Origin of the sequence: Micromonospora sp. 050-3, assembly GCF_046549335.1 — a bacterium.
Classification (GTDB): Bacteria; Actinomycetota; Actinomycetes; order Mycobacteriales; family Micromonosporaceae; genus Micromonospora; species Micromonospora trifolii.
The window spans coordinates 2,717,826-2,744,226 of record NZ_JAJPVX010000002.1; the positions used below are offsets into that span (position 1 = coordinate 2,717,826).

The 26,401-nt window shown below is 72.1% G+C and carries 25 protein-coding genes; 22 read left to right on the plus strand and 3 right to left on the minus strand.

Translation table 11 applies throughout. The features are described from left to right. Nucleotides 1–56: 56 nt before the first annotated feature. On the plus strand, nt 57–1,235 hold the full coding sequence (aroC, locus tag ACLJOK_RS27565; RefSeq protein WP_410821445.1) for a chorismate synthase: 1,179 nt from the start codon (nt 57–59) through the stop codon (nt 1,233–1,235). After that, entirely contained in the window at nt 1,235–1,738 is a 504-nt protein-coding gene (locus ACLJOK_RS27570) for a shikimate kinase (protein WP_410821446.1), read from the plus strand. Before aroC ends, ACLJOK_RS27570 begins: the two co-directional genes overlap by 1 nt. Before the next feature lie 115 nt (nt 1,739–1,853). Here the strand turns inward: ACLJOK_RS27570 and ACLJOK_RS27575 are convergent, their stop codons facing one another. Next, nucleotides 1,854–2,579, minus strand: coding sequence for an alpha/beta fold hydrolase (locus tag ACLJOK_RS27575; protein ID WP_410821447.1), 726 nt, complete (start codon nt 2,577–2,579; stop codon nt 1,854–1,856). Between the two features lie 79 nt (nt 2,580–2,658). On the opposite strand from ACLJOK_RS27575, the gene ACLJOK_RS27580 reads away from it, so the two are divergent. The 5 genes from ACLJOK_RS27580 to nusB all read left to right on the plus strand — a co-directional run bounded on the left by ACLJOK_RS27580 (nt 2,659) and on the right by nusB (nt 6,259). Further along, nucleotides 2,659–3,657 (plus strand): helix-turn-helix transcriptional regulator, encoded by a 999-nt coding sequence (locus ACLJOK_RS27580; RefSeq protein ID WP_410821448.1) that lies wholly within the window; start codon nt 2,659–2,661, stop codon nt 3,655–3,657. Between the two features lie 10 nt (nt 3,658–3,667). Further along, nucleotides 3,668–4,747 (plus strand): 3-dehydroquinate synthase, encoded by a 1,080-nt coding sequence (aroB, locus tag ACLJOK_RS27585; RefSeq protein WP_410821449.1) that lies wholly within the window; start codon nt 3,668–3,670, stop codon nt 4,745–4,747. Next, nucleotides 4,744–5,169, plus strand: a complete 426-nt coding sequence (gene aroQ, locus ACLJOK_RS27590; protein ID WP_410821450.1) for a type II 3-dehydroquinate dehydratase — start codon at nt 4,744–4,746, stop codon at nt 5,167–5,169. The genes aroB and aroQ overlap by 4 nt, the downstream gene beginning before the upstream one ends. Before the next feature lie 98 nt (nt 5,170–5,267). Then, complete coding sequence (gene efp / locus ACLJOK_RS27595; protein ID WP_410821451.1) at nt 5,268–5,825, plus strand: elongation factor P; 558 nt, start codon at nt 5,268–5,270, stop codon at nt 5,823–5,825. A 23-nt stretch (nt 5,826–5,848) separates the two neighbouring features. Next, entirely contained in the window at nt 5,849–6,259 is a 411-nt protein-coding gene (nusB, locus tag ACLJOK_RS27600) for a transcription antitermination factor NusB (RefSeq protein WP_184188983.1), read from the plus strand. A 90-nt stretch (nt 6,260–6,349) separates the two neighbouring features. Here the strand turns inward: nusB and ACLJOK_RS27605 are convergent, their stop codons facing one another. Beyond that, nucleotides 6,350–6,838: a transcriptional regulator gene (locus ACLJOK_RS27605; RefSeq protein WP_007458348.1), complete on the minus strand. Its 489-nt coding sequence runs from the start codon at nt 6,836–6,838 to the stop codon at nt 6,350–6,352. A 288-nt stretch (nt 6,839–7,126) separates the two neighbouring features. Here ACLJOK_RS27605 and pyrR point away from each other — a divergent pair, with 288 nt between their 5' ends. The 15 genes from pyrR (at nt 7,127) to ACLJOK_RS27680 (ending at nt 25,031) form a co-directional block, all read left to right on the plus strand. Next, nucleotides 7,127–7,711 (plus strand): bifunctional pyr operon transcriptional regulator/uracil phosphoribosyltransferase PyrR, encoded by a 585-nt coding sequence (gene pyrR, locus ACLJOK_RS27610; RefSeq protein ID WP_410821452.1) that lies wholly within the window; start codon nt 7,127–7,129, stop codon nt 7,709–7,711. Beyond that, nucleotides 7,708–8,634: an aspartate carbamoyltransferase catalytic subunit gene (locus ACLJOK_RS27615; RefSeq protein WP_410821453.1), complete on the plus strand. Its 927-nt coding sequence runs from the start codon at nt 7,708–7,710 to the stop codon at nt 8,632–8,634. The genes pyrR and ACLJOK_RS27615 overlap by 4 nt, the downstream gene beginning before the upstream one ends. Next, entirely contained in the window at nt 8,631–9,908 is a 1,278-nt protein-coding gene (locus ACLJOK_RS27620; protein WP_410821454.1) for a dihydroorotase, read from the plus strand. Before ACLJOK_RS27615 ends, ACLJOK_RS27620 begins: the two co-directional genes overlap by 4 nt. Then, nucleotides 9,908–11,101: a glutamine-hydrolyzing carbamoyl-phosphate synthase small subunit gene (carA, locus tag ACLJOK_RS27625; protein ID WP_410821455.1), complete on the plus strand. Its 1,194-nt coding sequence runs from the start codon at nt 9,908–9,910 to the stop codon at nt 11,099–11,101. The genes ACLJOK_RS27620 and carA overlap by 1 nt, the downstream gene beginning before the upstream one ends. Continuing rightward, the gene (carB, locus tag ACLJOK_RS27630; protein ID WP_410821456.1) at nt 11,094–14,441 is read left to right on the plus strand and encodes a carbamoyl-phosphate synthase large subunit; all 3,348 of its coding nucleotides are present in this window, start codon (nt 11,094–11,096) and stop codon (nt 14,439–14,441) included. The genes carA and carB overlap by 8 nt, the downstream gene beginning before the upstream one ends. Then, the gene (locus tag ACLJOK_RS27635; RefSeq protein ID WP_410821457.1) at nt 14,438–15,484 is read left to right on the plus strand and encodes a quinone-dependent dihydroorotate dehydrogenase; all 1,047 of its coding nucleotides are present in this window, start codon (nt 14,438–14,440) and stop codon (nt 15,482–15,484) included. Before carB ends, ACLJOK_RS27635 begins: the two co-directional genes overlap by 4 nt. Nucleotides 15,485–15,749: 265 nt before the next feature. Next, nucleotides 15,750–17,024 carry an adenosylmethionine--8-amino-7-oxononanoate transaminase gene (locus tag ACLJOK_RS27640; RefSeq protein WP_410821458.1) on the plus strand — a complete coding sequence of 425 codons (1,275 nt, stop codon included), beginning with the start codon at nt 15,750–15,752 and terminating at the stop codon, nt 17,022–17,024. 72 nt (nt 17,025–17,096) lie between these two features. Next, a complete protein-coding gene (pyrF, locus tag ACLJOK_RS27645; protein WP_410821459.1) occupies nt 17,097–17,933 on the plus strand; it encodes an orotidine-5'-phosphate decarboxylase in 837 nt (278 codons plus the stop codon). Between the two features lie 178 nt (nt 17,934–18,111). Next, nucleotides 18,112–18,429 (plus strand): integration host factor, actinobacterial type, encoded by a 318-nt coding sequence (mihF, locus tag ACLJOK_RS27650; RefSeq protein WP_030335662.1) that lies wholly within the window; start codon nt 18,112–18,114, stop codon nt 18,427–18,429. A gap of 25 nt (nt 18,430–18,454) precedes the next feature. Then, nucleotides 18,455–18,988: a guanylate kinase gene (locus ACLJOK_RS27655; protein ID WP_124853871.1), complete on the plus strand. Its 534-nt coding sequence runs from the start codon at nt 18,455–18,457 to the stop codon at nt 18,986–18,988. 64 nt (nt 18,989–19,052) lie between these two features. After that, entirely contained in the window at nt 19,053–19,316 is a 264-nt protein-coding gene (gene rpoZ / locus ACLJOK_RS27660) for a DNA-directed RNA polymerase subunit omega (protein ID WP_030335666.1), read from the plus strand. 14 nt (nt 19,317–19,330) lie between these two features. Then, nucleotides 19,331–20,539: a bifunctional phosphopantothenoylcysteine decarboxylase/phosphopantothenate--cysteine ligase CoaBC gene (gene coaBC / locus ACLJOK_RS27665; protein ID WP_410821460.1), complete on the plus strand. Its 1,209-nt coding sequence runs from the start codon at nt 19,331–19,333 to the stop codon at nt 20,537–20,539. An 87-nt stretch (nt 20,540–20,626) separates the two neighbouring features. After that, nucleotides 20,627–21,820 (plus strand): methionine adenosyltransferase, encoded by a 1,194-nt coding sequence (metK, locus tag ACLJOK_RS27670; RefSeq protein ID WP_355030078.1) that lies wholly within the window; start codon nt 20,627–20,629, stop codon nt 21,818–21,820. 59 nt (nt 21,821–21,879) lie between these two features. Next, the gene (locus ACLJOK_RS27675) at nt 21,880–23,790 is read left to right on the plus strand and encodes a primosomal protein N' (protein ID WP_410821461.1); all 1,911 of its coding nucleotides are present in this window, start codon (nt 21,880–21,882) and stop codon (nt 23,788–23,790) included. A 257-nt stretch (nt 23,791–24,047) separates the two neighbouring features. Next, nucleotides 24,048–25,031, plus strand: coding sequence for an AAA family ATPase (locus ACLJOK_RS27680; RefSeq protein ID WP_410821462.1), 984 nt, complete (start codon nt 24,048–24,050; stop codon nt 25,029–25,031). A gap of 61 nt (nt 25,032–25,092) precedes the next feature. Here ACLJOK_RS27680 and ACLJOK_RS27685 read toward each other — a convergent pair whose 3' ends face one another. Next, on the minus strand, nt 25,093–26,373 hold the full coding sequence (locus tag ACLJOK_RS27685; protein ID WP_410821463.1) for a hypothetical protein: 1,281 nt from the start codon (nt 26,371–26,373) through the stop codon (nt 25,093–25,095). Nucleotides 26,374–26,401: the final 28 nt, after the last annotated feature.

A 26,401-nucleotide genomic window follows, 5' to 3' on the forward strand; every position in this document is an offset into this window, starting at 1 on the left:
CGGGACGCGACGGGGAGCGCGCCGCGTCGGTGGCCCGCCGTGACAGACTGACCGCTGTGTTGCGCTGGCTGACTGCAGGTGAATCGCATGGTCCCGCCCTCGTCGCGATGATGGAGGGGGTGCCGGCCGGCATTGAGGTGACCACCACCGAGATCGCCGACGAGCTGGCCCGTCGACGGCTGGGCTACGGCCGGGGCGCCCGGATGTCGTTCGAGCGGGACGAGGTCGAGCTGCTCGGCGGCCTGCGGCACGGCGTGACCCTGGGCAGCCCGGTGGCGATCCGGGTCGGCAACTCCGAGTGGCCGAAGTGGCAGACAGTGATGGCCGCCGACCCGGTCGACCCCGACGAGCTGGCCCGGCAGGCCCGCAACGCCCCGCTGACCCGCCCCCGGCCGGGCCACGCGGACCTTGCCGGCATGCAGAAGTACGGCCACGCCGACGCCCGGCCGATCCTGGAACGCGCCAGCGCACGGGAGACCGCAGCCCGGGTGGCTGTGGGCACGGTCGCCAAGGCGCTGATCCGTCAGGCGCTCGGCATCGAGATCGTCTCGCACGTCGTCGAGCTGGGCCCGGTGGCCGCGAAGCCCGGGCTGCGTCCCACTCCGTCCGACACGGCCCGGATCGACGCCGACCCGCTGCGCTGCCTCGACCCGGAGGCCAGCGCCCTGATGGTCGCCGAGGTCGATGCCGCGAAAAAGGCCGCCGACACCCTCGGCGGTGTGGTCGAGGTGCTGGCGTACGGGGTGCCGCCGGGGTTGGGCAGCCACGTGCAGTGGGACCGCAAGCTCGACGCCCGGCTGGCCACCGCGCTGATGTCCATTCAGGCGATCAAGGGCGTGGAGATCGGCGACGGCTGGCAGCAGGCCCGGTCCCGCGGCTCGGAGGCGCACGACGAGATCATCCCGTCGGCCACCGGCGTCCGCCGGGTCACCGACCGGGCCGGCGGGCTGGAGGGTGGCATCACCACCGGCGAGCCGCTGCGGGTTCGCGCCGCGATGAAGCCGATCTCCTCGCTGAACCGGGCGCTGGCCACCGTGGACGTCACCACCGGTGAGCCGGCCACCGCGATCAACCAGCGCTCCGACGTCTGCGCGGTGCCCGCCGCTGCGGTGGTCGCCGAGGCGATGGTGGCGCTGGTGCTGGCCGAGGCGGCCACCGAGAAGTTCGGCGGAGATTCGATCGCCGAGATCCGCCGCAACCTGGCCGGCTACCTCGACGCGCTGGTCATCCGCTGATGGCACCGGTCGTCGTGCTGGTCGGCGCGCCCGGCTGCGGCAAGACCACAGTCGGGCGGGCGCTCGCGGCCACCCTCGGCGTGGAGTTTCGCGACACCGACACCGACATCGAGCAGATGGCCGGAAAGCCGATCCCGGAGATCTTCATCGACGAGGGTGAGGCGCACTTCCGTACCTTGGAACGGGCCGCCGTGGCCGCGGCGCTGGCCGGCGGCACGGGCGTGCTCGCCCTCGGCGGCGGGGCGGTGCTGGCCGAGGAGACCCGGGCGGCCCTGATCGGGCACCGGGTGGTGCACCTCTCGGTCGAGCTGCCCGATGCGGTGCGGCGGGTCGGGCTCGGCGCCGGCCGGCCGCTGCTGGCGATCAACCCACGGGCCACCCTCAGGCACCTGATGGACCAGCGTCGGCCGCTCTACACCGAGGTGGCCACCGAGACGGTGGTCACCGACGGTCGAGCCCCGGCGACGATCGTCGCCGAGATCGCCGCCCTGCTCCCACGCTGACGTCGCCCACCCCTGCCGCACCCTGCCGCGCCGATCTTGCACCTGCTGTCCCGGCATCAGGGGCATTCCCCGTATCACGGCAACCGCAACTGCAAGATCGGCGCAGTGGGGGGCCTCAGCTCGCGATCACGTCGAGGACGTCGGCGAGAGCCTTCGGCTCGCTGAGCATCGGCCAGTGCCCGGTGGGCAGCTCATGCAGCTGGCCGTCGGCCAGGCCGGTGAAGAACGGGTGCTCCTGTTGGATCATCTGCCGCACCACAGCGAGCGGGAAGGTGCTGGCGACCAGCACGGTCGGCACCGGCCGCCCACCGGTGCGTCGGACCGGGTCGGTGGCGGCCCGCAGCGGCTGCGGGGTGGCCCGGGTGCGCAGCAGCGCGAGCGTCGGCTCGTCCAGGCCGGCCAGGTTGGTTGGGTCGGTGGCCGGATCCCAGGCCGGCGGCGGCAGCAGGTGCCCGGTGCCGATCGCGGCCCGCAGCCGCTGCTGCTCCTCCGGCGGCAGAGTGTCGAACTGCGCCGTACCGTCCGGCAGCGGCCCACTCTCCACGTAGACGATCCGGGCGATCCGGTCCGGGACGCGGTCCGCCGCCTGGGCGGCCGGCATCCCTCCGCCGGAGTGCCCGACCAGCAGTACGTCGCGCAGGTCCTCGACCTCGATCAGCCGGACGATGTCGGTGGTGTGCGTGTCCAGGCTGACCTCCGGCCCGGCGAGGTGGTCGCGTTCGGCCACCCCGGTCAGCGTCATCGGATAGACGTCGTGCCCCTGCGACCGCAGCGCGACTGTCACGTCCCGCCACGCCCAGGCACCCAGCCAGAATCCCGGTACCAGCACGAATGTCGCCATCTGTCGCTCCTTCTCTTGGTTACCGACAGACCGTACGATCGAATCTGGACAGGATCCGCCCGGTTTGGAGGAGTGGCCCGTGTCACATCCCGCGGGGCGGGTGCTGGCCCTGCTCGAACTGCTGCAGACCCGGCACCGCTCGACGGCCGCCGAACTCGCCGCCCAGCTCGGGGTGGATGAGCGGACCGTGCGCAGGTACGCGACCACGCTGGTCGAGCTGGGCATTCCGGTCACCGCCGATCGGGGCCGCTACGGCGGCTACCGGCTGCACTCCGGTTACAAGCTGCCCCCGCTGATGCTCACCGACGACGAGGCGGTGGCCGTGCTGCTCGGCCTCGTCGTCGCCGAACGGGTTGGGCTCGCCACCGAGCAGCCCGCCACCGCCACCGCGCTGGCGAAGATCCGGCGGGTGCTGCCGGCGGCGCTCGCCGACCGGCTCGCCGCCGTCCAGGAGCACCTGGGCTTCACCCTGCGTCGCCCGGAGCCGGAGCGCGGCCCGGCGTCGGGCACGCTGCTCGCGCTGGCCTCGGCGACACGGCACCGGCAGCGGGTGGCGCTGGACTACCGCTCCTGGCGGGGCGAGCAGTCGCACCGCGAGCTCGATCCGTACGGGCTGGTCTTCCACGCCGGCCGTTGGTATGTCACCGGCCACGACCACCGACGCGGGGAGATCCGCACCTTCCGACTGGACCGGATCGGCGCGGTGACGCCCGGCGTGGCGACGTTTACAGTGCCGGACGGCTTCGAGGCGGTGGCGTGGGTGACCCGGTCGCTGGCCGGCGTGCCGTACACGCACGAGGTGGAGGTCGTGCTGGAGACCGATCTGGTCGCCGCCCGCCGCCGCATCCCGCCCAGCCTGGCCGAGTTGACCGCCACCACCGGCGGGGTGGTGCTGCGGGCCCGAGCGGAGAGCCTGCCCGGCATGGCGGCGCTGCTCGCCGGGCTGGGTTGTCCGTTCACAGTGCGACTTCCGGACGCGCTGCGCGCCGAGGTGGCCGAGCACGCCCGCCGGTTGGCGGAGTGGGCCGACCGGCCAGCAGGTGGACAGCCGCCGTCGCCGCGCCGCCCGCTGGACTAGGCTGCCGGCGATGGACGAGGTGACCCGGATTCCGGTCGGCGGCGAGCGGCCGTACGACGTCTTGGTGGGACGTGACCTGCTGGGCGCGCTGCCCGGCCTGCTGCCCGGTGCGACCCGGGCGGCGGTGCTGCACGCGCCTCCGCTCAAGGCCCTCGCGGACGCGCTCGGTGAGCGCCTTCGCGCCGCAGGCGTCGAGCCACTGCCGATCGAGGTGCCCGACGCCGAGTCGGGCAAACACGTCGACGTGGCCTCCGCCTGCTGGGACCGGCTCGGGGCGGCGGGCTTCACCCGTACCGACGCGGTGGTCGGAGTGGGCGGCGGCGCGGTGACCGACCTGGCCGGCTTCGTCGCGGCGTGCTGGTTGCGGGGGGTGCGCTGGGTGCCGGTGGCGACCTCGCTGCTGGGCATGGTCGACGCCGCTGTGGGCGGCAAGACGGGCATCAACACGGCCGCCGGCAAGAACCTGGTGGGTGCGTTCCACCCGCCGGTCGGGGTGTTGGCCGACCTGGCCACGCTGGACAGCCTGCCCGCGGTCGACCTGGCGGCCGGCCTGGCCGAGGTCGTCAAGTGCGGTTTCATCGCCGACCCGACGATCCTGGACCTCATCGAGAATGATCCGGAGGCCGCCACTGACGCCCGGGGGCCGGTGAGCCGGGAGCTGATCGAACGGGCGATCCGGGTGAAGGCCGACGTGGTGGCCGGCGACCTGCGCGAGTCGGGCGTGCGGGAGGTGCTCAACTACGGTCACACGCTGGCCCACGCCATCGAGCAGAACGAGGGTTACCGCTGGCGGCACGGCCACGCCGTCGCCGTCGGTCTGGTGTACGCGGCCACGCTGGCCCGCCTCGCCGGGCGGCTGGACGCGCCGACCGCCGACCGGCACCGGGTCACGTTGAGCGCGCTGGGCCTGCCGGTGAGCTACCCGGCGGACGCCTGGCCGCAGCTGCTGGCCGCGATGCGGGTGGACAAGAAGACCCGGGGCAGTCGGTTGCGCTTCGTGGTGCTCGACGGGCTGGCCCGTCCGGCGATGTTGGAGGGCCCGGACGACGGGTTGCTGGAGGCCGCCTACCGGGAGGTGGCGAGCCCGTGAAGGTCTACGTGTTGAACGGGCCGAACCTGGGCCGGCTGGGCACCCGCGAGCCCGACGTGTACGGAAAGACCACGTACGCCGACCTGGTGGGTCTCTGCGAATCAGTGGGCGAGCAGCTGGGGCTGGACGTGACGGTCCGGCAGACCGACGCCGAGCACGAACTGCTCGGCTGGCTGCACACCGCCGCCGACGAGGGCGCCGCGGTGGTGCTCAATCCGGCCGCCTGGTCGCACTACTCGTATGCGGTGCGCGATGCCTGCGCCATGCTGCGGGGGCCGTTGGTGGAGGTGCACCTGTCCAACATCCACGCCCGTGAGGAGTTCCGGCACCGCTCTGTGGTCTCGGCGGTGGCGACCGGGGTAATCTGCGGTCTCGGCATCGACGGCTATCGTCTCGCTCTGCAGCATCTGGCCACCCGCTGAGTGCCCGTCGACTGGGCGCTCCGAACGGGGGGCCGTCCGATTCGACGCAGCTTGTAGACTTGCCAGGTCTGTCCGCCAATTGATGATCAAGGCAGGAAATGGCCTCCACCAACGACCTCAAAAACGGCCTGGTACTCAACCTGGACGGCGAGCTCTGGGCCGTCGTCGAGTTCCAGCACGTCAAGCCCGGTAAGGGTGGTGCCTTCGTGCGCACCACGCTGAAGAACGTGCTGTCCGGGAAGGTGGTCGACAAGACCTTCAACGCGGGCACCAAGGTCGAAACCGCGACCGTTGACAAGCGCACGATGCAGTACCTGTACGCCGACGGCGAGGACTTCGTCTTCATGGATCTGGAGACCTTCGACCAGATCACCGTGCCCGGTGGCACCGTCGGTGAGGCAGCCAACTACCTGTTGCCCGAGGCGGAGGCGACCGTCGCCCAGCACGAGGGTGTGCCGCTCTACATCGAGCTGTCCACCAGCGTCGTGCTGGAGGTCACCTACACCGAGCCGGGCCTGCAGGGCGACCGCTCGACCGGCGGCACCAAGCCGGCGACCGTGGAGACCGGCGCCACAGTGCCGGTTCCGCTGTTCATCACCACCGGCGAGAAGATCAAGGTCGACACCCGCGACGGCCGTTACCTCGGCCGCGCCTGATGGCTGAGGGTTCCAAGCAGCAGATGCCGGCGCGCCGTAAGGCACGCAAGCGGGCGCTGGATGTCCTCTACGAGGCCGACCTGCGGGACAAGCCTCCGGTGGAGGTGCTCGCCGGCTACGTGCAGCGGATCGAGCAGCCCCGACCGGAGCATCTGGGCTACGCGGTGGGCCTGGTCGAGGGGGTTGCCGAGCACCTCAACCGGATCGACGAGCTGATCGCCAGCTACGCCGAGGGTTGGACGCTGGAGCGGATGCCGGTCGTCGACCGTAATCTGGCCCGGATCGCCGTCTACGAGTTGCTCTACGTCGATGAGATCGACGACGCGGTGGCGATCAGCGAGGCGGTGGAATTGGCCCGGCAGATGTCGACAGACGATTCGCCGCGCTTCCTCAACGGGGTGCTCGGCCGGATCGCCGAGTACGCCACCCGCTGAGCGTCCGCACCGAACACCGCAATCCGAAAGGGCCCGTGCCGACTGGCACGGGCCCTTTCGGTGAAGCGGCAGATCAGGTGGAGCGGCAGATCAGGAGGCGAAGAACGCCCGGGGGTCGGCCACCAGCACGCCGTGCTCGGTGAGCCGCTCGATCAGACCCGACGGTGAGGCGTCGTAGACGATCGCGAGCGCCCGCAGGTCGTCGGCGCGGATGGAGAGCACCCGGCCGTTGTAGTCGCCGCGCTGCTGCTGGATGGCGCGGGCGTAGCGGGCGACGTAGGCCAGGTCCTCGGAGGCCTCGTCGTAGAGCCGCTCCAGGTCCAGGACAATCTTGCTGGTGGGCTCGTGACGGACGCCACTGCCGTCAGGCAGCAACTCCGAGACGGGTACGCGGTAGAACTCGGCCAACTCGGCCAGACGGGACACCGTCACGGCCCGGTCGCCACGCTCGTACGAGCCGACCACCACGGCCTTCCACCGCCCGTTCGACTTCTCCTCCACACCCTGCAGGGAGAGACCCTGCTGCTGGCGGATGGAGCGCAGGCGGGCGCCCAGAGACTTGGCGTATTCAGAGGGCATTCGGACACTCCCAGTGCTGCTCGGGGTTCTCCCGTCGATCGCTACGGAGCGTGACGGTACGGGGAATGCGACACGTGGTCAAGTGGTCGTGCCCCTACCGTTGCGGAGCGTCCGGGGAGTTTTCCCCTTTTCCGGCGCCTGACCCGGTGGTCAGCGGCCGCCGTCCATCACCCCGGTGACCACTGGTAACGTGGCGGAAGCCCCGGCCCAGGTCTGCTGAGCGGTCCGGCCGGAGGTGCCCGACATCCTTTAACGACCCGTCCAGTGAGGCGGGGAAGGAGGTCCGCCGTGGCATACCCACCGGCTGCCCATTCGTCACCACCGCGACAACCCTCGGTGAAGGTGATCCTCGCCAGCGCCGACGTGCAACGCGTGGTCGACCGCATCGCCCACCAGATCCTGGAGAAGACCCAGGGCGCCGCCAACACGGTGCTGCTCGGGATTCCCACCCGGGGCACCCCCCTCGCCCGGCGGCTCGCCGACCGGATCAGCACCTTCGAGGACGTCGCTGTTCCGGTCGGTGTGCTCGACATCACCCTGTACCGCGACGACCTCCGACGGCACGCCACCCGCGCGGTGGGTCCGACCGAGCTGCCGTCCGGCGGGATCGACGGCAAACGGGTCATCCTGGTCGACGACGTGCTCTTCTCCGGCCGCACCGTCCGGGCCGCGCTCGACGCGCTCAACGACGTGGGCCGCCCGGCCTCGGTGCAGCTCGCCGTCCTGGTCGACCGGGGTCACCGGGAGTTGCCGATCCGCGCCGACTACGTCGGCAAGAACATCCCGACCTCGCTCGCCGAGAGCGTCAAGGTGACGCTCGCCGAGATCGACGGGGCGGACGAGGTCAAGCTCTACGGGGGAACCGCCTCATGATCAAACACTTGCTCTCCGGCGGGGACCTGGACGCCGACACCGCCACCGAGATCCTGGACACCGCCGCCGAGATGGCCACCGTCGCCGGCCGGGAGATCAAGAAGCTTCCCGCGCTGCGCGGACGGACCGTGGTGAACCTCTTCTACGAGGACTCCACGCGTACCCGGATCTCCTTCGAGGCGGCGGCGAAGCGGCTCAGCGCCGACGTGATCAACTTTTCCGCGAAGGGGTCCAGCGTCACCAAGGGTGAGAGCCTGAAGGACACCGCGTTGACCCTGCAGGCCATGGGCGCGGACGCCGTGGTCATCCGACACCCCGCCTCCGGAGCGCCGCACCGCCTGGCCAACTGGGTGGACGGGTCGGTGGTCAACGCCGGCGACGGCACCCACGAGCACCCCACCCAGGCGCTGCTGGACGCGTACACCATGCGGTCCCGGCTGGGCCGGCTCGCCGGCCTGTCGGTAGCGGTGGTCGGGGACGTGCTGCACTCCCGGGTGGCCCGGTCCAACGTGCTGCTGCTCTCCACCCTCGGCGCCAAGGTCACCCTGGTCGGCCCGCCGACCCTCATCCCGGTCGACATCGCGGGCGCCCTCGCGCCCGGCACCGACGTCTCCTACGACCTCGACTCCGTCCTGCCGAACGTCGACGTGGTGATGATGCTGCGCGTGCAGCGGGAGCGGATGAACGACTCCTACTTCCCCTCCGCGCGCGAGTACGCCCGCCGCTACGGGCTGGACGGCCCGCGGATGCGCCGGCTGCCCGAGCACGCGATCGTCATGCATCCCGGCCCGATGAACCGGGGGATGGAGATCACCCCTGAGGTCGCCGACTCACCCCGCTCCACCATCGTCGAACAGGTCACCAACGGGGTCTCCGTGCGGATGGCTGTCCTTTACCTGCTGCTCGGAGGGAACAACCGGTGACCGCTTACCTGATCACCAGCGTGAGTGTCGTCGGCGCCGCGCCGACCGACCTGCTGATCCGCGACGGCGTGATCGCCGAGGTCGGTCCCGACCTGACCGCGCCGGACGCCACAGTCGTCGACGGCACCGGCCTGGTCGCCCTGCCCGGTCTTGTCGACCTGCACACCCACCTGCGCGAACCCGGTCGGGAGGACGCCGAGACCGTCGAGTCCGGTTCCCGGGCGGCCGCGCTGGGCGGCTACACGGCGGTCTGCGCGATGGCCAACACCTCCCCGGTGGCGGACACCGCCGGCGTGGTCGAGCAGGTCTGGCGGCTCGGCCGGGAGGCCGGCCTGGTCGACGTGCAGCCGATCGGCGCTGTCACCGTCGGGCTGGCCGGCGAGCGGCTGGCCGAGCTGGGCGCGATGGCCGATTCGGCGGCGCGGGTGCGGATCTTCTCCGACGACGGGCACTGCGTCGCCGACCCGAAGCTGATGCGCCGAGCCCTGGAGTACGTCAAGGCATTCGACGGGATCATCGCCCAGCACGCCGAGGAGCCCCGGCTCACCGAGGGCGCCCAGATGCACGAGGGCGAGGTCTCCACCCGGCTCGGCCTGATCGGCTGGCCGGCGGTCGCCGAGGAGGCGATCATCGCCCGGGACGTGCTGCTCGCCGAGCACGTGGGCAGCCGACTGCACGTCTGCCACGTCTCCACCGCCGGCAGCGTCGAGGTGCTGCGCCAGGCAAAGGCACGCGGGGTACGCGTGAGCGCCGAGGTGACCCCGCACCACCTGCTGCTCACCGACGAACGGGCGGAAACCTACGACCCGGTCTTCAAGGTGAACCCGCCGCTGCGCACCGCGGCGGACATCGCCGCGCTGCGCGCCGCCCTCGCCGACGGGGTGATCGACGTGATCGCCACCGACCACGCCCCGCACGCGGTGGAGGACAAGGAGTGCGAGTGGGCGTACGCCCGGCCGGGGATGCTCGGTCTGGAGACGGCCCTCTCCATCGCGCTGGACGTGCTCGGCCCCGAGTGGGACCTGATCGCCGAGCGGATGTCGCGTACCCCCGCACGGATCGCCGGCCTCACCGGGCACGGCGTCGACCCCGCGCCGGGTGTGCCGGCCAACCTGACCCTGATCGACCCGGCCGCCCGCCGCACCATCGAACCGGCGGAGCTGGCCAGTCGCAGTCGCAACACCCCGTACGCCCGCATGACGCTGCCAGGTCGCATCGTGGCGACCTTCCTGCGTGGCGAGCCGACGGTCCTGGACGGAAAGGCAGTCAAGTAATGGTCAAGCGCAGACCCGCAATCCTGGTCCTCGAGGACGGGCGCACGTTCCCTGGCGAGGCGTACGGCAGCGTCGGAGAGACCTTCGGCGAGGCGGTCTTCAACACCGGCATGACCGGGTACCAGGAGACCCTGACCGACCCGTCCTACCACCGTCAGGTGGTGGTGCAGACCGCGCCGCACATCGGCAACACCGGCGTCAACGGCGAGGACGACGAGTCCGGTCGGATCTGGGTGGCCGGCTACGTGGTGCGCGACCCGGCCCGGATCGGCTCGAACTGGCGGGCCACCGGCGGCCTTGAGGACCGCCTCGCCACCGAGGGCGTGGTGGGCATCAGCGGTGTGGACACCCGGGCGCTGACCCGGCACCTGCGCGAGCGGGGCGCCATGCGGGTGGGCATCTCCAGCATCGACAACGACCCGCAGAGCCTGCTGACCCGGGTCCGCCAGGCGCCGCAGATGGTGGGCGCCGACCTGTCCGCCGAGGTGAGCACCGCCGAGCCGTACGTCGTCGAGGCCCTGGGCGAGCACCGGTTCACAGTGGCCGCCCTGGACCTGGGCATCAAGCGCAACGTGCCGCGTCGGCTGGCCACCCGAGGGGTGACCACCCACGTGCTGCCGGCGTCGTCGAGCATCGACCAGATGCTCGCCACCGGCGCCGACGCGATCTTCCTGTCGCCCGGTCCGGGCGACCCGGCCACCGCCGACGCCCCGGTGGCGCTGGCCCGCGAGGCGCTGCGGCGGGAGGTGCCGCTGTTCGGCATCTGCTTCGGCAGCCAGATCCTCGGTCGGGCGCTCGGCTTCGGCACCTACAAGCTGGGCTACGGCCACCGGGGGATCAACCAGCCGGTGCTCGACCGGGTCACCGGCAAGGTCGAGGTGACCAGCCACAACCACGGCTTCGCCGTGCAGGTCCCCGGCTCGGGCGACGGCGCGGTCGTCCCCGACCAGGTGATCGACACCGACTTCGGTGGCGTACGGGTGTCGCACGTCTGCCTCAATGACAACGTGGTCGAGGGGCTGCGGGCCGTGGACCTGCCCGCGTTCACCGTCCAGTACCACCCGGAGGCGGCGGCCGGCCCGCACGACGCGGACTACCTCTTCGACCGATTCGCCGATCTGATCGAGGGCCGTGCCCTCGACCGGCGGCCCAGTGAGGGCCGGACCCACAGCAAGGGGCGCAGCAATGCCTAAGCGGACCGATCTCAAGCACATCCTCGTGATCGGCTCCGGGCCGATCGTCATCGGGCAGGCCTGCGAGTTCGACTACTCCGGCACCCAGGCGTGCCGGGTGCTGCGCAGCGAGGGGATCCGGGTCAGCCTGGTCAACTCCAACCCGGCGACGATCATGACGGACCCGGAGTTCGCCGACGCGACCTACGTCGAGCCGATCACCCCGGAGTTCGTGGAGCTGGTCATCGCCAAGGAGCGCCCGGACGCGATCCTCGCGACCCTCGGCGGGCAGACGGCGCTGAACACGGCCGTCGCCCTGCACGAGGCCGGCGTCCTGGAGAAGTACGGCGTGGAGCTGATCGGCGCGAACATCGACGCCATCAACCGCGGCGAGGACCGGCAGCTGTTCAAGGAGATCGTGGCGAAGGCCGGCGTACGGCTGGGTGTCGACGACCCGACCGGGCTGGTGCCCCGCTCGCGGGTCTGCCACTCGATGGACGAGGTCGAGGCGACCGTCGCCGAACTGGGCCTGCCGGTGGTGATCCGGCCGTCGTTCACCATGGGTGGCCTGGGCTCCGGCATGGCGCACACCCCGGAGGACCTGGCCCGCATCGCCGGTGACGGCCTGTCCGCCAGCCCCGTGCACGAGGTGCTCATCGAGGAGAGCGTGCTCGGCTGGAAGGAGTACGAGCTCGAGCTGATGCGCGACCGGCACGACAACGTGGTGGTGGTCTGCTCGATCGAGAACATCGACCCGATGGGTGTGCACACCGGCGACAGCGTCACAGTGGCCCCGGCCATGACGCTCACCGACCGGGAGTACCAGCGCCTGCGTGACCTGGGCATCGCCGTGCTGCGCGAGGTCGGGGTGGACACCGGCGGCTGCAACATCCAGTTCGCGGTCAATCCGGTCGACGGCCGGATCGTCGTGATTGAGATGAACCCCCGGGTGTCGCGGTCCTCGGCGCTGGCCTCCAAGGCGACCGGCTTCCCGATCGCGAAGATCGCGGCGAAGCTGGCCATCGGCTACACCCTCGACGAGATCCCCAACGACATCACGTTGAAGACCCCGGCGGCGTTCGAGCCGACCCTCGACTACGTGGTGGTGAAGATTCCCCGGTTCGCGTTCGAGAAGTTCCCCGGCGCCGACCCGGAGCTGACCACCACCATGAAGTCGGTGGGCGAGGCGATGAGCCTCGGGCGCAACTTCACCGAGGCGCTGAACAAGGCGATGCGCTCGATGGAAACCAAGTCGGCCGGTTTCTGGAGTGTGCCGGACCCGGAGGGCGTCACCCTGGCGGACACCCTCGCCGCGCTGCGGATCCCGCACGACGGCCGGTTGTACACGGTGGAGCGGGCGCTGCGCCTCGGGGCGTCGATCGCGGAGGTGGCCGAGGCGTCCGGCGGGATCGACCCGTGGTTCCTGGACCAGATCGCCGCGCTGATCGAGCTGCGCGGCGAGATCGTCGACGCGCCGGTGCTCGACGCCGATCTGCTGCGCCGCGCCAAGCGGGCCGGTTTGTCCGACCGGCAGCTCGCCGCGCTGCGCCCGGAGCTGGCCGCCGAGGACGGCGTACGGACCTTGCGGCACCGTCTCGACGTGCGCCCGGTCTACAAGACAGTGGACACCTGCGCGGCCGAGTTCGAGGCGACCACGCCGTACCACTACTCGACGTACGACCTGGAGACCGAGGTCGTGCCGTCGGATCGGCCGAAGGTGCTGATCCTGGGCTCCGGCCCGAACCGGATCGGGCAGGGCATCGAGTTCGACTACTCCTGCGTGCACGCCGTCCAGGCGTTGCGGTCGGCCGGTTACGAGACCGTCATGGTCAACTGCAACCCGGAGACGGTCTCCACCGACTACGACACCGCGGACCGGCTCTACTTCGAGCCGTTGACCTTTGAGGACGTCCTGGAGGTCTGGCACGCCGAGGACTCGTCCGGCCGGGCGGCCGGCGGGCCGGGCGTGGTCGGTGTGGTCGTTCAGCTCGGCGGGCAGACCCCGCTGGGGCTGGCGCAGCGGCTCAAGAACGCCGGTGTGCCGATCGTCGGCACCTCCCCGGAGTCGATCCACCTGGCCGAGGAGCGCGGCGCGTTCGGCGCGGTGCTGGCCCGCGCCGGCTTGCGCGCGCCGGCGCACGGCATGGCCACCTCGTACGACGAGGCCAAGACGATCGCCGACGAGATCGGCTACCCGGTGCTGGTACGGCCGTCGTACGTGCTGGGCGGGCGGGGCATGGAGATCGTCTACGACGACCCGACGCTGCGCGACTACATCGGCCGGGCCACCGACATCTCCCCGGACCACCCGGTGCTGGTGGACCGGTTCCTCGACGACGCCATCGAGATCGACGTGGACGCGCTGTGCGACGCCGACGGCGAGGTCTACATCGGTGGCGTGATGGAGCACATCGAGGAGGCGGGCATCCACTCCGGCGACTCGTCCTGCGCGCTCCCTCCGATCACCCTCGCGGGCTCGCACCTGGTCGAGGTCCGCCGCTACACCGAGGCCATCGCGCGTGGCGTCGGGGTCCGTGGCCTGCTCAACGTGCAGTACGCCCTCAAGGACGACGTGCTCTACGTGCTGGAGGCCAACCCCCGCGCGTCGCGGACCGTCCCGTTCGTCTCCAAGGCCACGGCGGTGCCGCTGGCCAAGGCGGCGGCCCGGATCGCGCTCGGAGCGAGCATCGCCGAGCTGCGCGCCGAGGGTCTGCTGCCGGCGACGGGAGACGGGGGCACGATGCCCGCCGACGCGCCGGTCGCGGTCAAGGAGGCGGTGCTGCCGTTCAAGCGTTTCCGGACCCGTGCGGGCAAGGGGATCGACTCGCTGCTCGGGCCGGAGATGAAGTCGACCGGCGAGGTGATGGGCATCGACACCAACTTCGGGCACGCCTTCGCCAAGAGCCAGTCGGCCGCGTACGGTTCGCTGCCGACCGCCGGGAAGATCTTCGTCTCGGTGGCCAACCGGGACAAGCGTGGCATGATCTTCCCGATCAAGCGGCTGGCCGATCTAGGCTTCGAGATCGTCGCCACCGCCGGCACTGCCGAGGTGCTGCGCCGGCACGGCATCGCCTGTGAGCAGATCCGTAAGCACTACCAGGCCGGTGCGGGCGACGACGCGGTGTCGCTGATCGGCGGCGGCCACGTGGCGCTGGTGATCAACACGCCGCAGGGCTCGGGTGCCAGCGCCCGCTCCGACGGCTACGAGATCCGCAGCGCGGCCGTCACCGCGGACATCCCCTGCATCACCACGGTCCCCGGCGCCGCCGCGGCGGTGATGGGCATCGAGGCGCGGATCCGCGGCGACATGCAGGTCCGCCCCCTGCAGGACCTGCACGCCATCCTGCGGGCGGCCCGGTGACCCTGTTCGAGCAGGCGGTACGCCCGTGGTTGTTCCGACTCGGGGGCGGGGACGCCGAGGCGGCGCACGAGTGGACGCTGCGGCGGTTGGCGTCGCTGTCGCGGCGGCCGGCCGCGCTCGCCGCGCTGCGGGCCCGCTACGCGGTCGACGCGCCGCGCACCGTGTTCGGGGTGCGGTTCCCCAACCCGGTCGGGTTGGCCGCGGGTATGGACAAGGACGGCGCGGCGCTGCCGGCCTGGCCGGCGCTCGGCTTCGGTTTCGTGGAGGTCGGCACTGTCACCGCGCACGCCCAGCCGGGCAACCCCCGGCCGCGGCTGTTCCGGTTGCCGGCCAGCGAGGCGGTGGTCAACCGGATGGGCTTCAACAACGCCGGGGCCGCCGCGCTGGCCGCCCGGCTGGCGGCGGCGCCGCGCCCGCTCGGGGTGCCGCTGGGCATCTCGCTGGGCAAGTCCAAGGTGACCCCGCTGGACGAGGCGGTCGAGGACTACCTCGCCTCGTACCGGGCGTTGCGCGGGCACGGCGACTACTTCGCGGTGAACGTCTCCTCGCCGAACACCCCGGGTCTGCGGTCGTTGCAGGACCGTGCCCATCTGGACGCGCTGCTCGGCGCGCTGGTGGGGGAGAAGCCGGTGTTGGTCAAGATCGCACCAGACCTGACCGAGGCGGCGATCGCCGAGCTGCTGGAGGTCTGCCTGGCCCGGGGCGCCGCCGGGGTGATCGCCACCAACACCACGCTGTCCCGGGACGGGCTGGCCGGCGTCGACGTCGAGCGTGGCGGGCAGGCCGGTGGCCTCTCCGGTCGGCCGCTCACCGGGCGGGCCCGCGACGTGGTCGCCTTCGTCCACTCCGAGACCGGCGGCCGGCTGCCGATCATTGGCGTCGGCGGGGTGCTGGACCCGGACGACGCGGCGCGAATGTTCGACGCCGGCGCCGCCCTGGTGCAGCTCTACACCGGCTTCATCTACCGAGGACCGGCCCTGGTCCGCGCCGCCGCCCGCGCGGCGGCCGCAACGGCGGCACCGGATCCGGTCGCCGGCCGGTGATCGGCCCCGGCCCGGTGCCGGCCCGGTCCTCAGTGCCGAGCCGGACCGCGCCGGGCCGGCTCTGGGCCGAGCCGGATCCAGGCCGGGGTGCCCACCCCCTTCGCGTCACCTTTGCTCTGCTTCAACCCACGCACCGGCCGGCGTCCGATATCCGGACACTGGGCGTTGCGTCCGGTGAAGCAGAGCAAAGGCGGGAAGGGGACCGCCCGACCCGGCCGCCTGACCACCACGGCCCGGCACGTCCGTGCCGGACAGAGGAGTACGCGTGACACCCGAGGAGATCCTGGCCGCTGACCGGGCGCATGTCTGGCACCCGTACGCCGCGCTGCCGCCGGCCAACCCGCCGTACGTGGTGCGCGGCGCCGAGGGGGTACGCCTCACCCTGGCCGACGGGCGGGAGTTGGTGGACGGGATGTCGTCCTGGTGGGCGGCGATCCACGGGTACCGGCACCCGGTGCTGGACGCGGCGGTGACCGACCAGCTCGGCCGGATGAGCCACGTGATGTTCGGCGGGCTCACCCACGAGCCGGCGGTGCAACTGGCCCGGACCCTGGTCGAGCTGACCCCGGATGGTCTGGAGCACGTGTTCCTGGCCGACTCGGGCTCGGTCAGCGTCGAGGTGGCGGTGAAGATGTGCCTGCAGTACCAGCGGGCCGTCGGGCGGCCGCAGCGGCGCCGGCTGGCGACCTGGCGGGGTGGCTACCACGGCGACACGTTCCACCCGATGAGCGTCTGCGACCCGGAGGGCGGGATGCACCACCTGTGGGGTGACGTGCTGGCCCGGCAGGTGTTCGCCCCGGTGCCGCCGGGCGGCTTCACCGACCCGCCCGACGACGCGTACGTGGCGGCGCTGGTGGAGACGGTCGAGCGGCACGCCGACGAACTGGCCGCCGTGATCGTCGAGCCGGTCGTGCAGGGCGCCGGTGGGATGCGCTTTCACCACCCGGGTTACCTGCGGGTGCTGCGCGAGGTGACCCGCGCGCACGGCATCCTGCTGATCTTCGACGAGATCGCCACCGGTTTCGGCCGTACCGGCGAGATGTTCGCCGCGGAGCACGCCGGGGTGACGCCGGACGTGCTCTGCGTGGGCAAGGCGCTGACCGGCGGGTACCTGACCCTCGCGGCGACAGTGTGCACCGCGGAGGTCGCCCGGGGCATCTCGGCGACCGGCGTGCTGGCGCACGGGCCCACCTTCATGGGCAACCCGTTGGCCTGCGCGGTGGCGAACGCCTCGATCGGGCTGCTGCGGGCCGGGGACTGGGCCGGGCAGGTCGCCAGGGTCGGCGCCGGCCTGCGCGCCGGTCTGGAGCCCCTGCGCGGCACGCCGGGCGTGGCCGACGTACGGGTCCTCGGCGCGATCGGCGTGGTCCAGCTCGATCACGAGGTCGACCTCGGCGCGGCGACCGCGGCCGCTGTCGCCCAGGGGGTGTGGCTGCGTCCGTTCCGCGACCTGATCTACACGATGCCGCCGTACGTCACCGACGACGTCGACCTGGCCCGGATCGCGACCGGGGTGGCGGCGGCGGTGGCGGCTGGCTGAGTCGGCCCGCCACCGGGTCGACGGGTTACCCGGGCGGGTCAGCCGCCCGGACGAGAAGAGGGGAACACTCCGATGGAGAGCTTCGGTACCCGGCTGCACCGGGCGATCACCGAGCGGGGCCCACTCTGTGTGGGCATCGACCCGCATCCCGGTCTGCTGGCCCAGTGGGGCCTCCCGGACGACGTTCAGGGGCTCGACCGGTTCAGCCGCGCAGTGGTCGAGGCACTCGGTGACCGGGTTGCGGTAGTCAAGCCTCAGTCGGCCTTTTTCGAGCGGTTCGGGTCCCGAGGTGTGGCGATTCTTGAGTCAACTATCCGACAGTTACGAGAGGCCGGTTCGCTCGTTCTGCTCGACGTCAAGCGCGGCGACATCGGCTCGACGGTGAGCGCGTACGCCTCCGCGTACCTTGATCCATCCAGCCCTGTGTATGTCGACGCGGTCACCGCGAGCCCCTACCTCGGGGTCGGTTCGCTGGCGCCGATGTTCGAACTGGCCGCCGAGCACGGCGGCGGGGTGTTCGTGCTGGCCCTCACCTCCAACCCCGAGGGCGCCGCCGTGCAGCGGGCCGTCACGGCCGACGGCCGCACCGTGGCGCAAACGGTGATCGACGAGATTTCCCAGCTCAACAGGGGTGCGTCCCCGCTCGGGAGCTTCGGTCTGGTGGTCGGCGCGACCATCGGTGACACCGGTCACGACCTCTCCGGTGTGGGCGGCCCACTGCTCGCTCCGGGGCTCGGCGCGCAGGGTGCCGGCGCAGCCGATCTGCGTACCGTCTTCGGTTCGAGTCTCGCCTCGGTGCTCCCGTCGTACTCCCGGGAAGTGCTCTCGGCAGGCCCTGATGTGGCCGCGCTGCGGGCCGCCGCGGACCGCGTGTTGGTCGACTGCCGGGCCGTCCTGCCTGCCCGGTGACTGACTGACGGGTCGGTCACTCTACGGTGATCATGCGGCCCCCACGTTGCCGAAAGCTCCGTTGGCCGCTAGTTTTCCCCGCGCTGGGAACCATGGACCCCTTGGTTCACAGCGACACCACGTTTCACAGATGCGGCGGTGCGCCCCGCCCGCCGCGATAGGGACCTGAGGAGAACTGGTGCCGCTCCCGTCACTGACCCCCGAACAACGCGCTGCCGCGCTCGAGAAGGCCGCGGAGATCCGCAAGGCCCGTGCTCAGCTGAAGGAGCAGCTCAAGCAGGGCAAGACCACCCTCGGTGCCGTCCTCGAGCGCGCCGAGAGCGACGACGTCGTTGGCAAGCTCAAGGTGTCGGCCGTCCTGCAGGCCATGCCGGGCATCGGCAAGATCCGGGCTACCCAGATCATGGAGAAGCTCAAGATCGCCGACAGCCGTCGCCTGCGTGGCCTCGGCGAGCAGCAGCGCAAGGCACTGCTTGGAGAGTTCGCCGCCAACTGAACCTGGCAGCGTGTAGAAACAAGCAGTGAGCACGGATGACGAGGCGCGCCCGGCGGCTCGGCTCACTGTCCTGGCTGGACCTTCGGGTTCCGGCAGGGAGAGTGTCGTCGAGCTCGTCCGGGCGCGTTCTCCGTCCGTGTGGATCCCGGTCGCGGCAACCACCAGGCCGCGCCGGGAGTCGGAGATCGACGGGGTGGACCGCGTCTTCCTCGCCCCCGCCGAGTTCGATCGGCGGATCGTCGACGGCGAGCTGCTGGAGTGGTCCCGGATCGGTTCGCACCGCCGGGGCACCCCGTACCCGCCGCTACGCGCCCGGCTCGACGCCGGGCAGCCGGTGCTGCTCCCGCTCGACCTGCGCGGCGTCCCACTGGTCCGGGCGCGACTGCCCGACGCCCGGCTGGTGTTGCTGAGCCCACCCGGGTACGCGCCCGACGCCACGGTGGCCGCCACCGTCGAGCACGCGCTGACCCACGACCACACCGAACGGGTGGTTGAGGAGCTGGTAGGCTTACTCGGTTCTTCTTATCCGGATCCGGCCTGGTCACGCGTGCGTGGCTGACGGTCGGCCGCCGTTGAGACTCAGCACCGCGTCCGCGCGGCTCGAAAGACGCAGAGGTTAATTCGTGGGATCCATCGCCAACCCCGAAGGCATCACCAACCCGCCGATCGACGAGCTCCTCGAGAAGACGACGTCGAAGTACGCGCTGGTCATCTTCGCCGCCAAGCGCGCGCGCCAGGTCAACGCCTACTACAGCCAGCTCGGTGAGGGTCTGCTGGAGTACGTCGGCCCGCTCGTCGAGACCACCCCGCAGGAGAAGCCCCTCTCGATCGCCATGCGCGAGATCAACTCGGGCCTGCTCACCGCCGAGCCGACCGACCAGCCGTAAGCCCCCGCTGGCCGATGTCCGCCTCGATCGTCCTCGGGGTCGGTGGCGGCATCGCCGCCTACAAGGCGTGCGAGCTGCTGCGACTCTTCACCGAATCGGGTCACCGGGTTCGGGTCGTGCCAACCGCGTCGGCGCTCCGCTTCGTTGGAGCGCCGACCTGGGCCGCGCTCTCCGGTCAACCGGTCGCCGACGACGTCTGGACCGACGTCCACGAGGTGCCGCACGTCCGGCTCGGTAAGCAGGCCGACCTGGTGGTGGTCGCGCCGACCACCACCGACCTGCTCGCCAAGGCCGCCCACGGCCTCGCCGACGACCTGCTGACCAACACCCTGCTGACCGCCCGCTGCCCGGTCCTGCTGGCCCCGGCCATGCACACCGAGATGTGGGAGCACCCCGCCACAGTGGCCAACGTCGCCACGTTGCGCTCCCGGGGGGTCCGGGTCATCGAGCCCGCCGTCGGCCGGCTCACCGGCGCCGACACCGGCAAGGGTCGGCTGCCCGACCCGGCGGAGATCTTCGCCGTCGCCGGTCGGCTCCTGGCCCGCGGCGACTCCGCCCCCGCCGACCTGGCCGGTCGCCGGGTGGTCGTCACCGCCGGTGGCACCCGCGAGCCCCTCGACCCGGTGCGTTTCCTGGGCAACCGCTCGTCGGGCAAGCAGGGGTACGCGTTCGCCCGCGCGGCGGTCGCCCGGGGTGCCCGGGTCACACTGATCGCGGCCAACGTCGGCCTCGCCGACCCGGCCGGCGTGGACCTGGTCCGGGTGGGCACCACCGCCGAGCTGCGGGAGGCGACCGTCAAGGCCGCCGTCGAGGCCGACGCGGTGGTGATGGCGGCGGCTCCGGCCGATTTCCGGCCCGCGACGTACGCGACTGGCAAAATCAAGAAGTCGGACGACGGTGTCGCACCCACCATCGAGCTCGTCACGAACCCGGACATCGCGGCGGAGCTCGGTCAGCGCAAACGACCAGGACAGGTGCTGGTGGTGTTCGCCGCCGAGACCGGCGATGCCGAGGCCAACGGCCGGGCGAAACTCGCCCGGAAGCGGGCCGACCTGATCGTGATCAACGAGGTCGGTCCGGATCTGGTCTTCGGCGCCGACACCAACACGGTGACGGTCATCGGCGCGGACGGCTCGGTCAGCCGGCTGCCCGAGCAGGCCAAGGAAGCTGTGGCCGACGCCGTCTGGGATCTCGTCGTGGCGCGGCTACCCGGCCGCTCCTGACGGGTGGAACAGGGCGCGACCGATCCCGACACCGGCCGCAGTGGTGATTAGACTGCCGCGGAACGACCTCACACGCTTAGGAGTGCCGTGACACGCCGTCTCTTCACGTCCGAATCGGTCACGGAAGGCCACCCGGACAAGATCGCTGACCAGATCAGCGATGGCATCCTCGACGCGCTGCTGACCGAGGACCCCCACAGCCGCGTGGCGGTGGAGACCATGATCACCACTGGTCAGGTGCACATCGCCGGTGAGGTGACCACCAAGGCGTACGCCGACATCCCGACGATCGTCCGCCGGACCATCCTCGACATCGGCTACGACTCGTCGAAGAAGGGCTTCGACGGCGCCTCCTGCGGGGTCAGCGTCTCCATCGGTGCGCAGTCCGAGGACATCGCGCAGGGTGTCGACAACGCCTTCGAGCTGCGTACCGGGGCGTCGGAGAGCGCGCTGGACGCGCAGGGCGCCGGCGACCAGGGCATGATGTTCGGCTTCGCCTGCTCGGAGACGCCCGAGCTGATGCCGCTGCCGATCGCGCTCGCCCACCGGCTGGCCCGCCGCCTCGCGGCGGTGCGCAAGGACGGCACGATCCCGTACCTGCGGCCGGACGGCAAGACCCAGGTCACCATCGAGTACGAGGGGCTGCGCCCGGTCCGGCTGAACACCGTTGTGGTGTCCAGCCAGCACGCCGCCGACATCTCGCTGGACTCGCTGCTCACCCCGGACGTGCGCGACCACGTGATCGCCCCGGAGCTGGAGAGCCTCGGCCTGGACACCGACGGCTACCGGCTGCTGGTCAACCCGACCGGCCGGTTCGAGATCGGCGGCCCGATGGGCGACGCCGGGCTGACCGGCCGCAAGATCATCGTTGACACCTACGGCGGGTACGCCCGCCACGGTGGCGGCGCGTTCTCCGGCAAGGACCCGTCCAAGGTGGACCGCTCGGCGGCGTACGCGATGCGCTGGGTCGCCAAGAACGTGGTCGCCGCCGGCCTGGCCGAGCGGTGCGAGGCGCAGGTCGCCTACGCCATCGGCAAGGCGCACCCGGTGAGCCTGTTCATCGAGACGTTCGGCACCGAGACCGTGCCCGTCTCCTCGATCGAGAAGGCCGTCACCGAGGTGTTCGACCTTCGTCCGGCCGCGATCATCCGGGACCTCAACCTGCTCCGCCCGATCTACCAGCAGACGGCCGCGTACGGCCACTTCGGCCGGGAGCTGCCGGACCTGACCTGGGAGAGCACCGACCGGGCCGCCGACCTCAAGTCGGCCGCGGGAGCCTGACCGCCACCAAGCGCAGCGACCGGCGACCCGCGGACGGGTCGCCGGTCGCGCGCGTCTGCGTGGATGTCGGACTGGCGCACCTGGACCGGCCGTTCGACTACCTGGTGCCGGCGGAGCTGGACGAGGTGGCGGTGCCCGGTATTCGGGTGAAGGTGCGCTTCGCCGGGCAACTCGTCGACGGGTGGTTGCTGTCGCGCGCCGACGACTCCGGGCACACCGGCCGCCTCGCGTACCTGGAGAAGGTGGTCTCGCCGGAGCCGGTGCTGGCCCCCGAGGTCGCGCGGCTGGCCCGGGCGGTCGCCGACCGGTACGCGGGCAGCCTCGCCGACGTGCTCCGGCTCGCCGTGCCACCCCGGCACGCCCGGGTGGAGAAGGAGCCCCGCGACGACCAGCCCGCCCCGGCGGCCCCCACCGGGGCTGTCGACCCGCGCGGGTGGCGCGACTACCCGACCGGCCCGGCCCTGCTGCGGGCGCTCACCGACGGCCGGGCGCCCCGCGCGGTCTGGTCGGCGCTGCCCGGTGAGGACTGGGCGGCCCGCTACGCGGACGCGGTGGCGGCCACCGTCGCCGGTGGGCGCGGCGCGGTGGTCGTGGTGCCCGACGCGCGTGACCTCGACCGCCTCGACGCGGCGCTCACCGGCGTGCTCGGCCCGGGGCGACACGTCAGCCTCTCCGCCGCGCTCGGCCCCGCCCGGCGGTACCGGGCCTTCCTCGCCGCCTGCCGTGGCCAGGTGCCGGTGGTGATCGGCACCCGGGCGGCGATGTTCGCCCCGGTGGCCCGGCTCGGCCTCGTCGCCGTCTGGGACGACGGTGACGACCTGCACTCCGAGCCCCGGGCGCCCTACCCGCACGCCCGCGACGTGCTGCTCACCCGCGCCCACCTCGCCGAGGCCGGCGCGCTGATCGGCGGTTTCGCCCGGACGGCCGAGGCGCAGCTGCTGGTGGAGACCGGCTGGGCCCCGGAGGTGGTCGCCGACCGGGCCACCGTGCGCGCGCGGATCCCGGCCATCGCGCCGACCGGGGACGACCCGCAACTGGCCCGCGACCCCGGGGCCGCCACCGCCCGGCTGCCCAGCCTGGCCTGGACGGCTGCCCGCGACGCGCTCCGGCAGGACCTGCCGGTGCTGGTGCAGGTACCCCGACGTGGCTACCTGCCGTCGATCTCCTGCGCCGAGTGCCGCACCCCGGCCCGCTGCGCGCACTGCGCCGGCCCGCTCGCGCTGCCCTCTGCCGGCGGCACCCCGGCCTGCCGGTGGTGCGCCCGGGTGGCGGCCGCGTACGCCTGCCCGGAGTGCGGTGGGCGGCGGCTGCGGGCCGCGGTGACCGGCGCCCGGCGGACCGCCGAGGAGCTGGGCCGGGCGTTCCCCGGTGTGTCGGTGCGCACCTCGGGGCGCGAGGAGGTGCTGACCGACGTACCCGGCGGCGCGGCCCTCGTGGTGGCCACCCCGGGCGCCGAGCCGGTCGCCGAGGGCGGCTACGGCGCGGTGCTGCTGCTCGACTCGTGGGCCCTGCTGACCCGGGCCGACCTGCGCGCCGGCGAGGAGGCGCTGCGCCGGTGGCTGGCGGCGGCGGCGCTGGCCCGCCCGGCACCGGCCGGTCGGGTGGTGGTGGTCGCCGACGGCGCGCTCGCCCCCGTGCAGGCGCTGCTGCGCTGGGACGCCGGCTGGTTCGCCGGCCGGGAGCTGGCCGAGCGCCGCGAGTTGGGCTTCCCGCCGGCCGTGCGGATGGCGAGCGTCACCGGAGCGGCCGAGGCGGTGGCGGACTTGCTGGCCGCGGCCCGGCTGCCGGACGACGCCGAGGTGCTCGGGCCGGTGCCGGCCGAGGAGGGCCGGGAGCGGATGTTGGTCCGCGTGCCCCGGGCCCGGGCTGCCGCGCTCGCCGAGGCGTTGCACTCGGCCGCCGGCGTTCGGGCCGCTCGCAAGGCCGCCGATCCGGTTCGTCTCCAGGTCGATCCGCTGAGCCTGTTCTGAGGCGTTTCGGCCGGTGCCGACGGTCGCGGACCTCGCCCACCGCCGGGGGCCCTCGCACACCGCGTCCGGCAAAGCGGTGGCGCCCGAGTGGTAGCATCGCCCGTCATGCCAAGGCGTACGACGAGCTCCAGGTCGCGAGGGGGCGTCAGCCGCGCCGAGCTGGAGCCGTCGCGGGATGACGCGACGATGGCGGGAACGCGTCGGTCGGGCGCGAGATCGATGATGTCAATGAGCCGGTGATCAGGGGTGGACCAGTCGTGACCGTTGGACAATCGATCGTCTTCAACGGCGACCTCGGCAGCGGCAAGAGCACCGTGTCGGTCGAGATCGCCAAGCGGCTCGGCATGCGCCGGGTCAGCGTGGGGGACCTCTACCGGGAGATGGCGCAGCAGCGGCAGATGACCGCGCTGCAGCTCAACCTGCACGCCGAGCTGGACCAGGCCGTCGACGGCTACGTCGACCAGCTCCAGCGGGACATCGCCGCCTCCGGTGAGCGCCTCATCATGGACTCCCGGCTGGCCTGGCACTTCTTCACCGACGCGCTCAAGGTGCACATGATCACCGAGCCGGGCGAGGCGGCCCGGCGGGTGCTCGCCCGCCCCTCCGGGCCCGCGGAGAGCTACGCCTCCCTGGAGGAGGCCAAGGCCAAGCTCCGGGAGCGCAGCTCGAGCGAGCGCAGCCGGTTCATCATCCGTTACGGGGTGGACAAGGCCCGGCTGCGCAACTATGACCTGATCTGCGACACCACCCGGGCGTCCGCCACCGAGGTGATCGAGCACATCGTGGCCGCGTACGAGGGCACGCTCGGCGCTGAGGTGCTGCGGGACGCCCCGCCGCTGCTGCTGCTGGACCCGGCCCGGGTCTACCCGACCGAGGACATCGCCACCCTGCGCGGTCTGTGGGACACCGACTTCGTCGGTGGGGTGGCCGAGGCCGGCGACGAGGCCCTCGAACCACTGAAGATCGGGTTCACCGGTGAGTACTTCTTCGTCGTCGACGGTCACCGCCGCCTCAGCGCCGCTCTGCAGAACGGGTTCTCGATGGTCCCCGCCCAGCTGGTCGCCGAGGTCGACGAGCCGGTAGTGGGTGGGATGACAGCGATCGACTACTTCGCGGCCCAGGTGCGCCCCGGCCTGGTCTACGACTGGGAGGCGGCTCACAAGATCCAACTGCCGCTGCCCGAGCCCGCACTGCTCCGTGGCGACGCGGTGCTCGCGGGGGATCCGGGCGCCAGCGTCTGAACCCGGCGCGAGGCCGGGCCGACGCGCGGGGTACGCGCGCCAGCCCGGCCACCGAGACGGCTCAGCCGAGGACGACGCCCGAGGCACCGACGCCGGCCATGCCGGAGAAGATGTCCTCGTAGTAGAACCGCCAGGCGCAGACCCGGCCGGTGGGGCGGTAGCCGGTACAGGCCGTCGACGTGTTGGTGTCGTCGATGGCGGTGTTGGTGCCGGTCGCCCAGACCTGGAGCGTGTTCGCCGCGTTCACGATCTCCACCGGCCCGCCGCTGTCACCCTGGCCGACGGCGTTGGTGCGGGTGGTGTTCTCCGCCTGGACCTGCCCGCAGACCTGGCCGAAGTCGCGCACGTTGATGCAGAGGTTGCGGGCCTTCACCTGGATCGAGCAGCGGGTGCCGGAGTACGCGCCGGAGGTGCACACCCAGTTGCCGACCTGGCTGGCCGACGCGCCGATCACCTGGTTGCTGAACTCACTGACCACGTTGCCGTTCGCGTCGGTGCTGTTGTTGAAGACCCGGCCGCCCGAGGCGCCGGAGAGCAGCAGGGTGTCCGTGCCGGCGTTGCGGGTGCCGACGATGCCCATCGCCTGCCCGGTCGGGTCGGTCGCGACGTTGTTGATGTTGCCGCAGTGCGCGGCGGAGAGGATCCGCGCGGCCCCGCCCTGGAAGACCCCGAAGCCGGTCGAGCAGCCGCCGCCGGTGGTGGCGTTGCGCCAGGCGGCACCGCCCCACCACGGCGCCGTGTCGTCCCATCGGGTGGCGGGCGCGGCGGCGACCCCGGTCTGCACTGTCACCGGTACGCCGGCGAGAGCCGTCGCGCCGAGCAACCCGTCCTGGGTGCCGACGAGCAGGCCGGCGCCGTCGGCCCGCGGCCCGACCGTGGTGATCTCACTGCCGACCTTGGCCCGCAGCCGGTCGGCCGCGACGATGAGTTCGCGCTGTGAGTACGCGGCGGGCAGCACCTGGGTGGCGACGGTGGCCCGGGCGTTGGCCACCAGGTTGGCCGGCGGCTCGCCCTTCCAGTAGACCTGGAGATGGCGGGTGGTGGGGTCGGCGACGATGCCGGCGAAGCCAGAGTTCGCGCTGCGCTGCGCCGCGTTCGTGATGTGGGCGGCGGCGGTGTTCATTCGCTGCTGCAGCCGGAGCAGCTCCGACCAGGAGGCGAAGCCGCCGGGGACCGGTGTGCTGTCGACGAAGGATTCGGTGGTGGCGGCCTTGCCGCCCGGTGCGGCGGTGGCCGGGGTGGCGGTCACGCCCGCGGCGAGCAGCGTGAGACCGATCGCGGCGACGGCGACGCGACGCAGCATCGCCACGGGACGTCGGGTGGTCGGGTGTGGACGGATCATCGGGTACCTCTTCCCCCAGGGATCGTGG

Coding starts and splice junctions, on each gene's coding strand:
- ACLJOK_RS27605 (WP_007458348.1), bottom strand. CDS start 6,838: ATGCCCTCTGAATACGCCAAGTCTCTGGGCGCCCGCCTGCGCTCCATC.
- aroB (WP_410821449.1), top strand. CDS start 3,668: ATGGACGAGGTGACCCGGATTCCGGTCGGCGGCGAGCGGCCGTACGAC.
- ACLJOK_RS27685 (WP_410821463.1), bottom strand. CDS start 26,373: ATGATCCGTCCACACCCGACCACCCGACGTCCCGTGGCGATGCTGCGT.
- efp (WP_410821451.1), top strand. CDS start 5,268: ATGGCCTCCACCAACGACCTCAAAAACGGCCTGGTACTCAACCTGGAC.
- coaBC (WP_410821460.1), top strand. CDS start 19,331: ATGTCCGCCTCGATCGTCCTCGGGGTCGGTGGCGGCATCGCCGCCTAC.
- carB (WP_410821456.1), top strand. CDS start 11,094: ATGCCTAAGCGGACCGATCTCAAGCACATCCTCGTGATCGGCTCCGGG.
- carA (WP_410821455.1), top strand. CDS start 9,908: ATGGTCAAGCGCAGACCCGCAATCCTGGTCCTCGAGGACGGGCGCACG.
- ACLJOK_RS27570 (WP_410821446.1), top strand. CDS start 1,235: ATGGCACCGGTCGTCGTGCTGGTCGGCGCGCCCGGCTGCGGCAAGACC.
- ACLJOK_RS27575 (WP_410821447.1), bottom strand. CDS start 2,579: ATGGCGACATTCGTGCTGGTACCGGGATTCTGGCTGGGTGCCTGGGCG.
- ACLJOK_RS27615 (WP_410821453.1), top strand. CDS start 7,708: ATGATCAAACACTTGCTCTCCGGCGGGGACCTGGACGCCGACACCGCC.
- pyrF (WP_410821459.1), top strand. CDS start 17,097: ATGGAGAGCTTCGGTACCCGGCTGCACCGGGCGATCACCGAGCGGGGC.
- nusB (WP_184188983.1), top strand. CDS start 5,849: ATGCCGGCGCGCCGTAAGGCACGCAAGCGGGCGCTGGATGTCCTCTAC.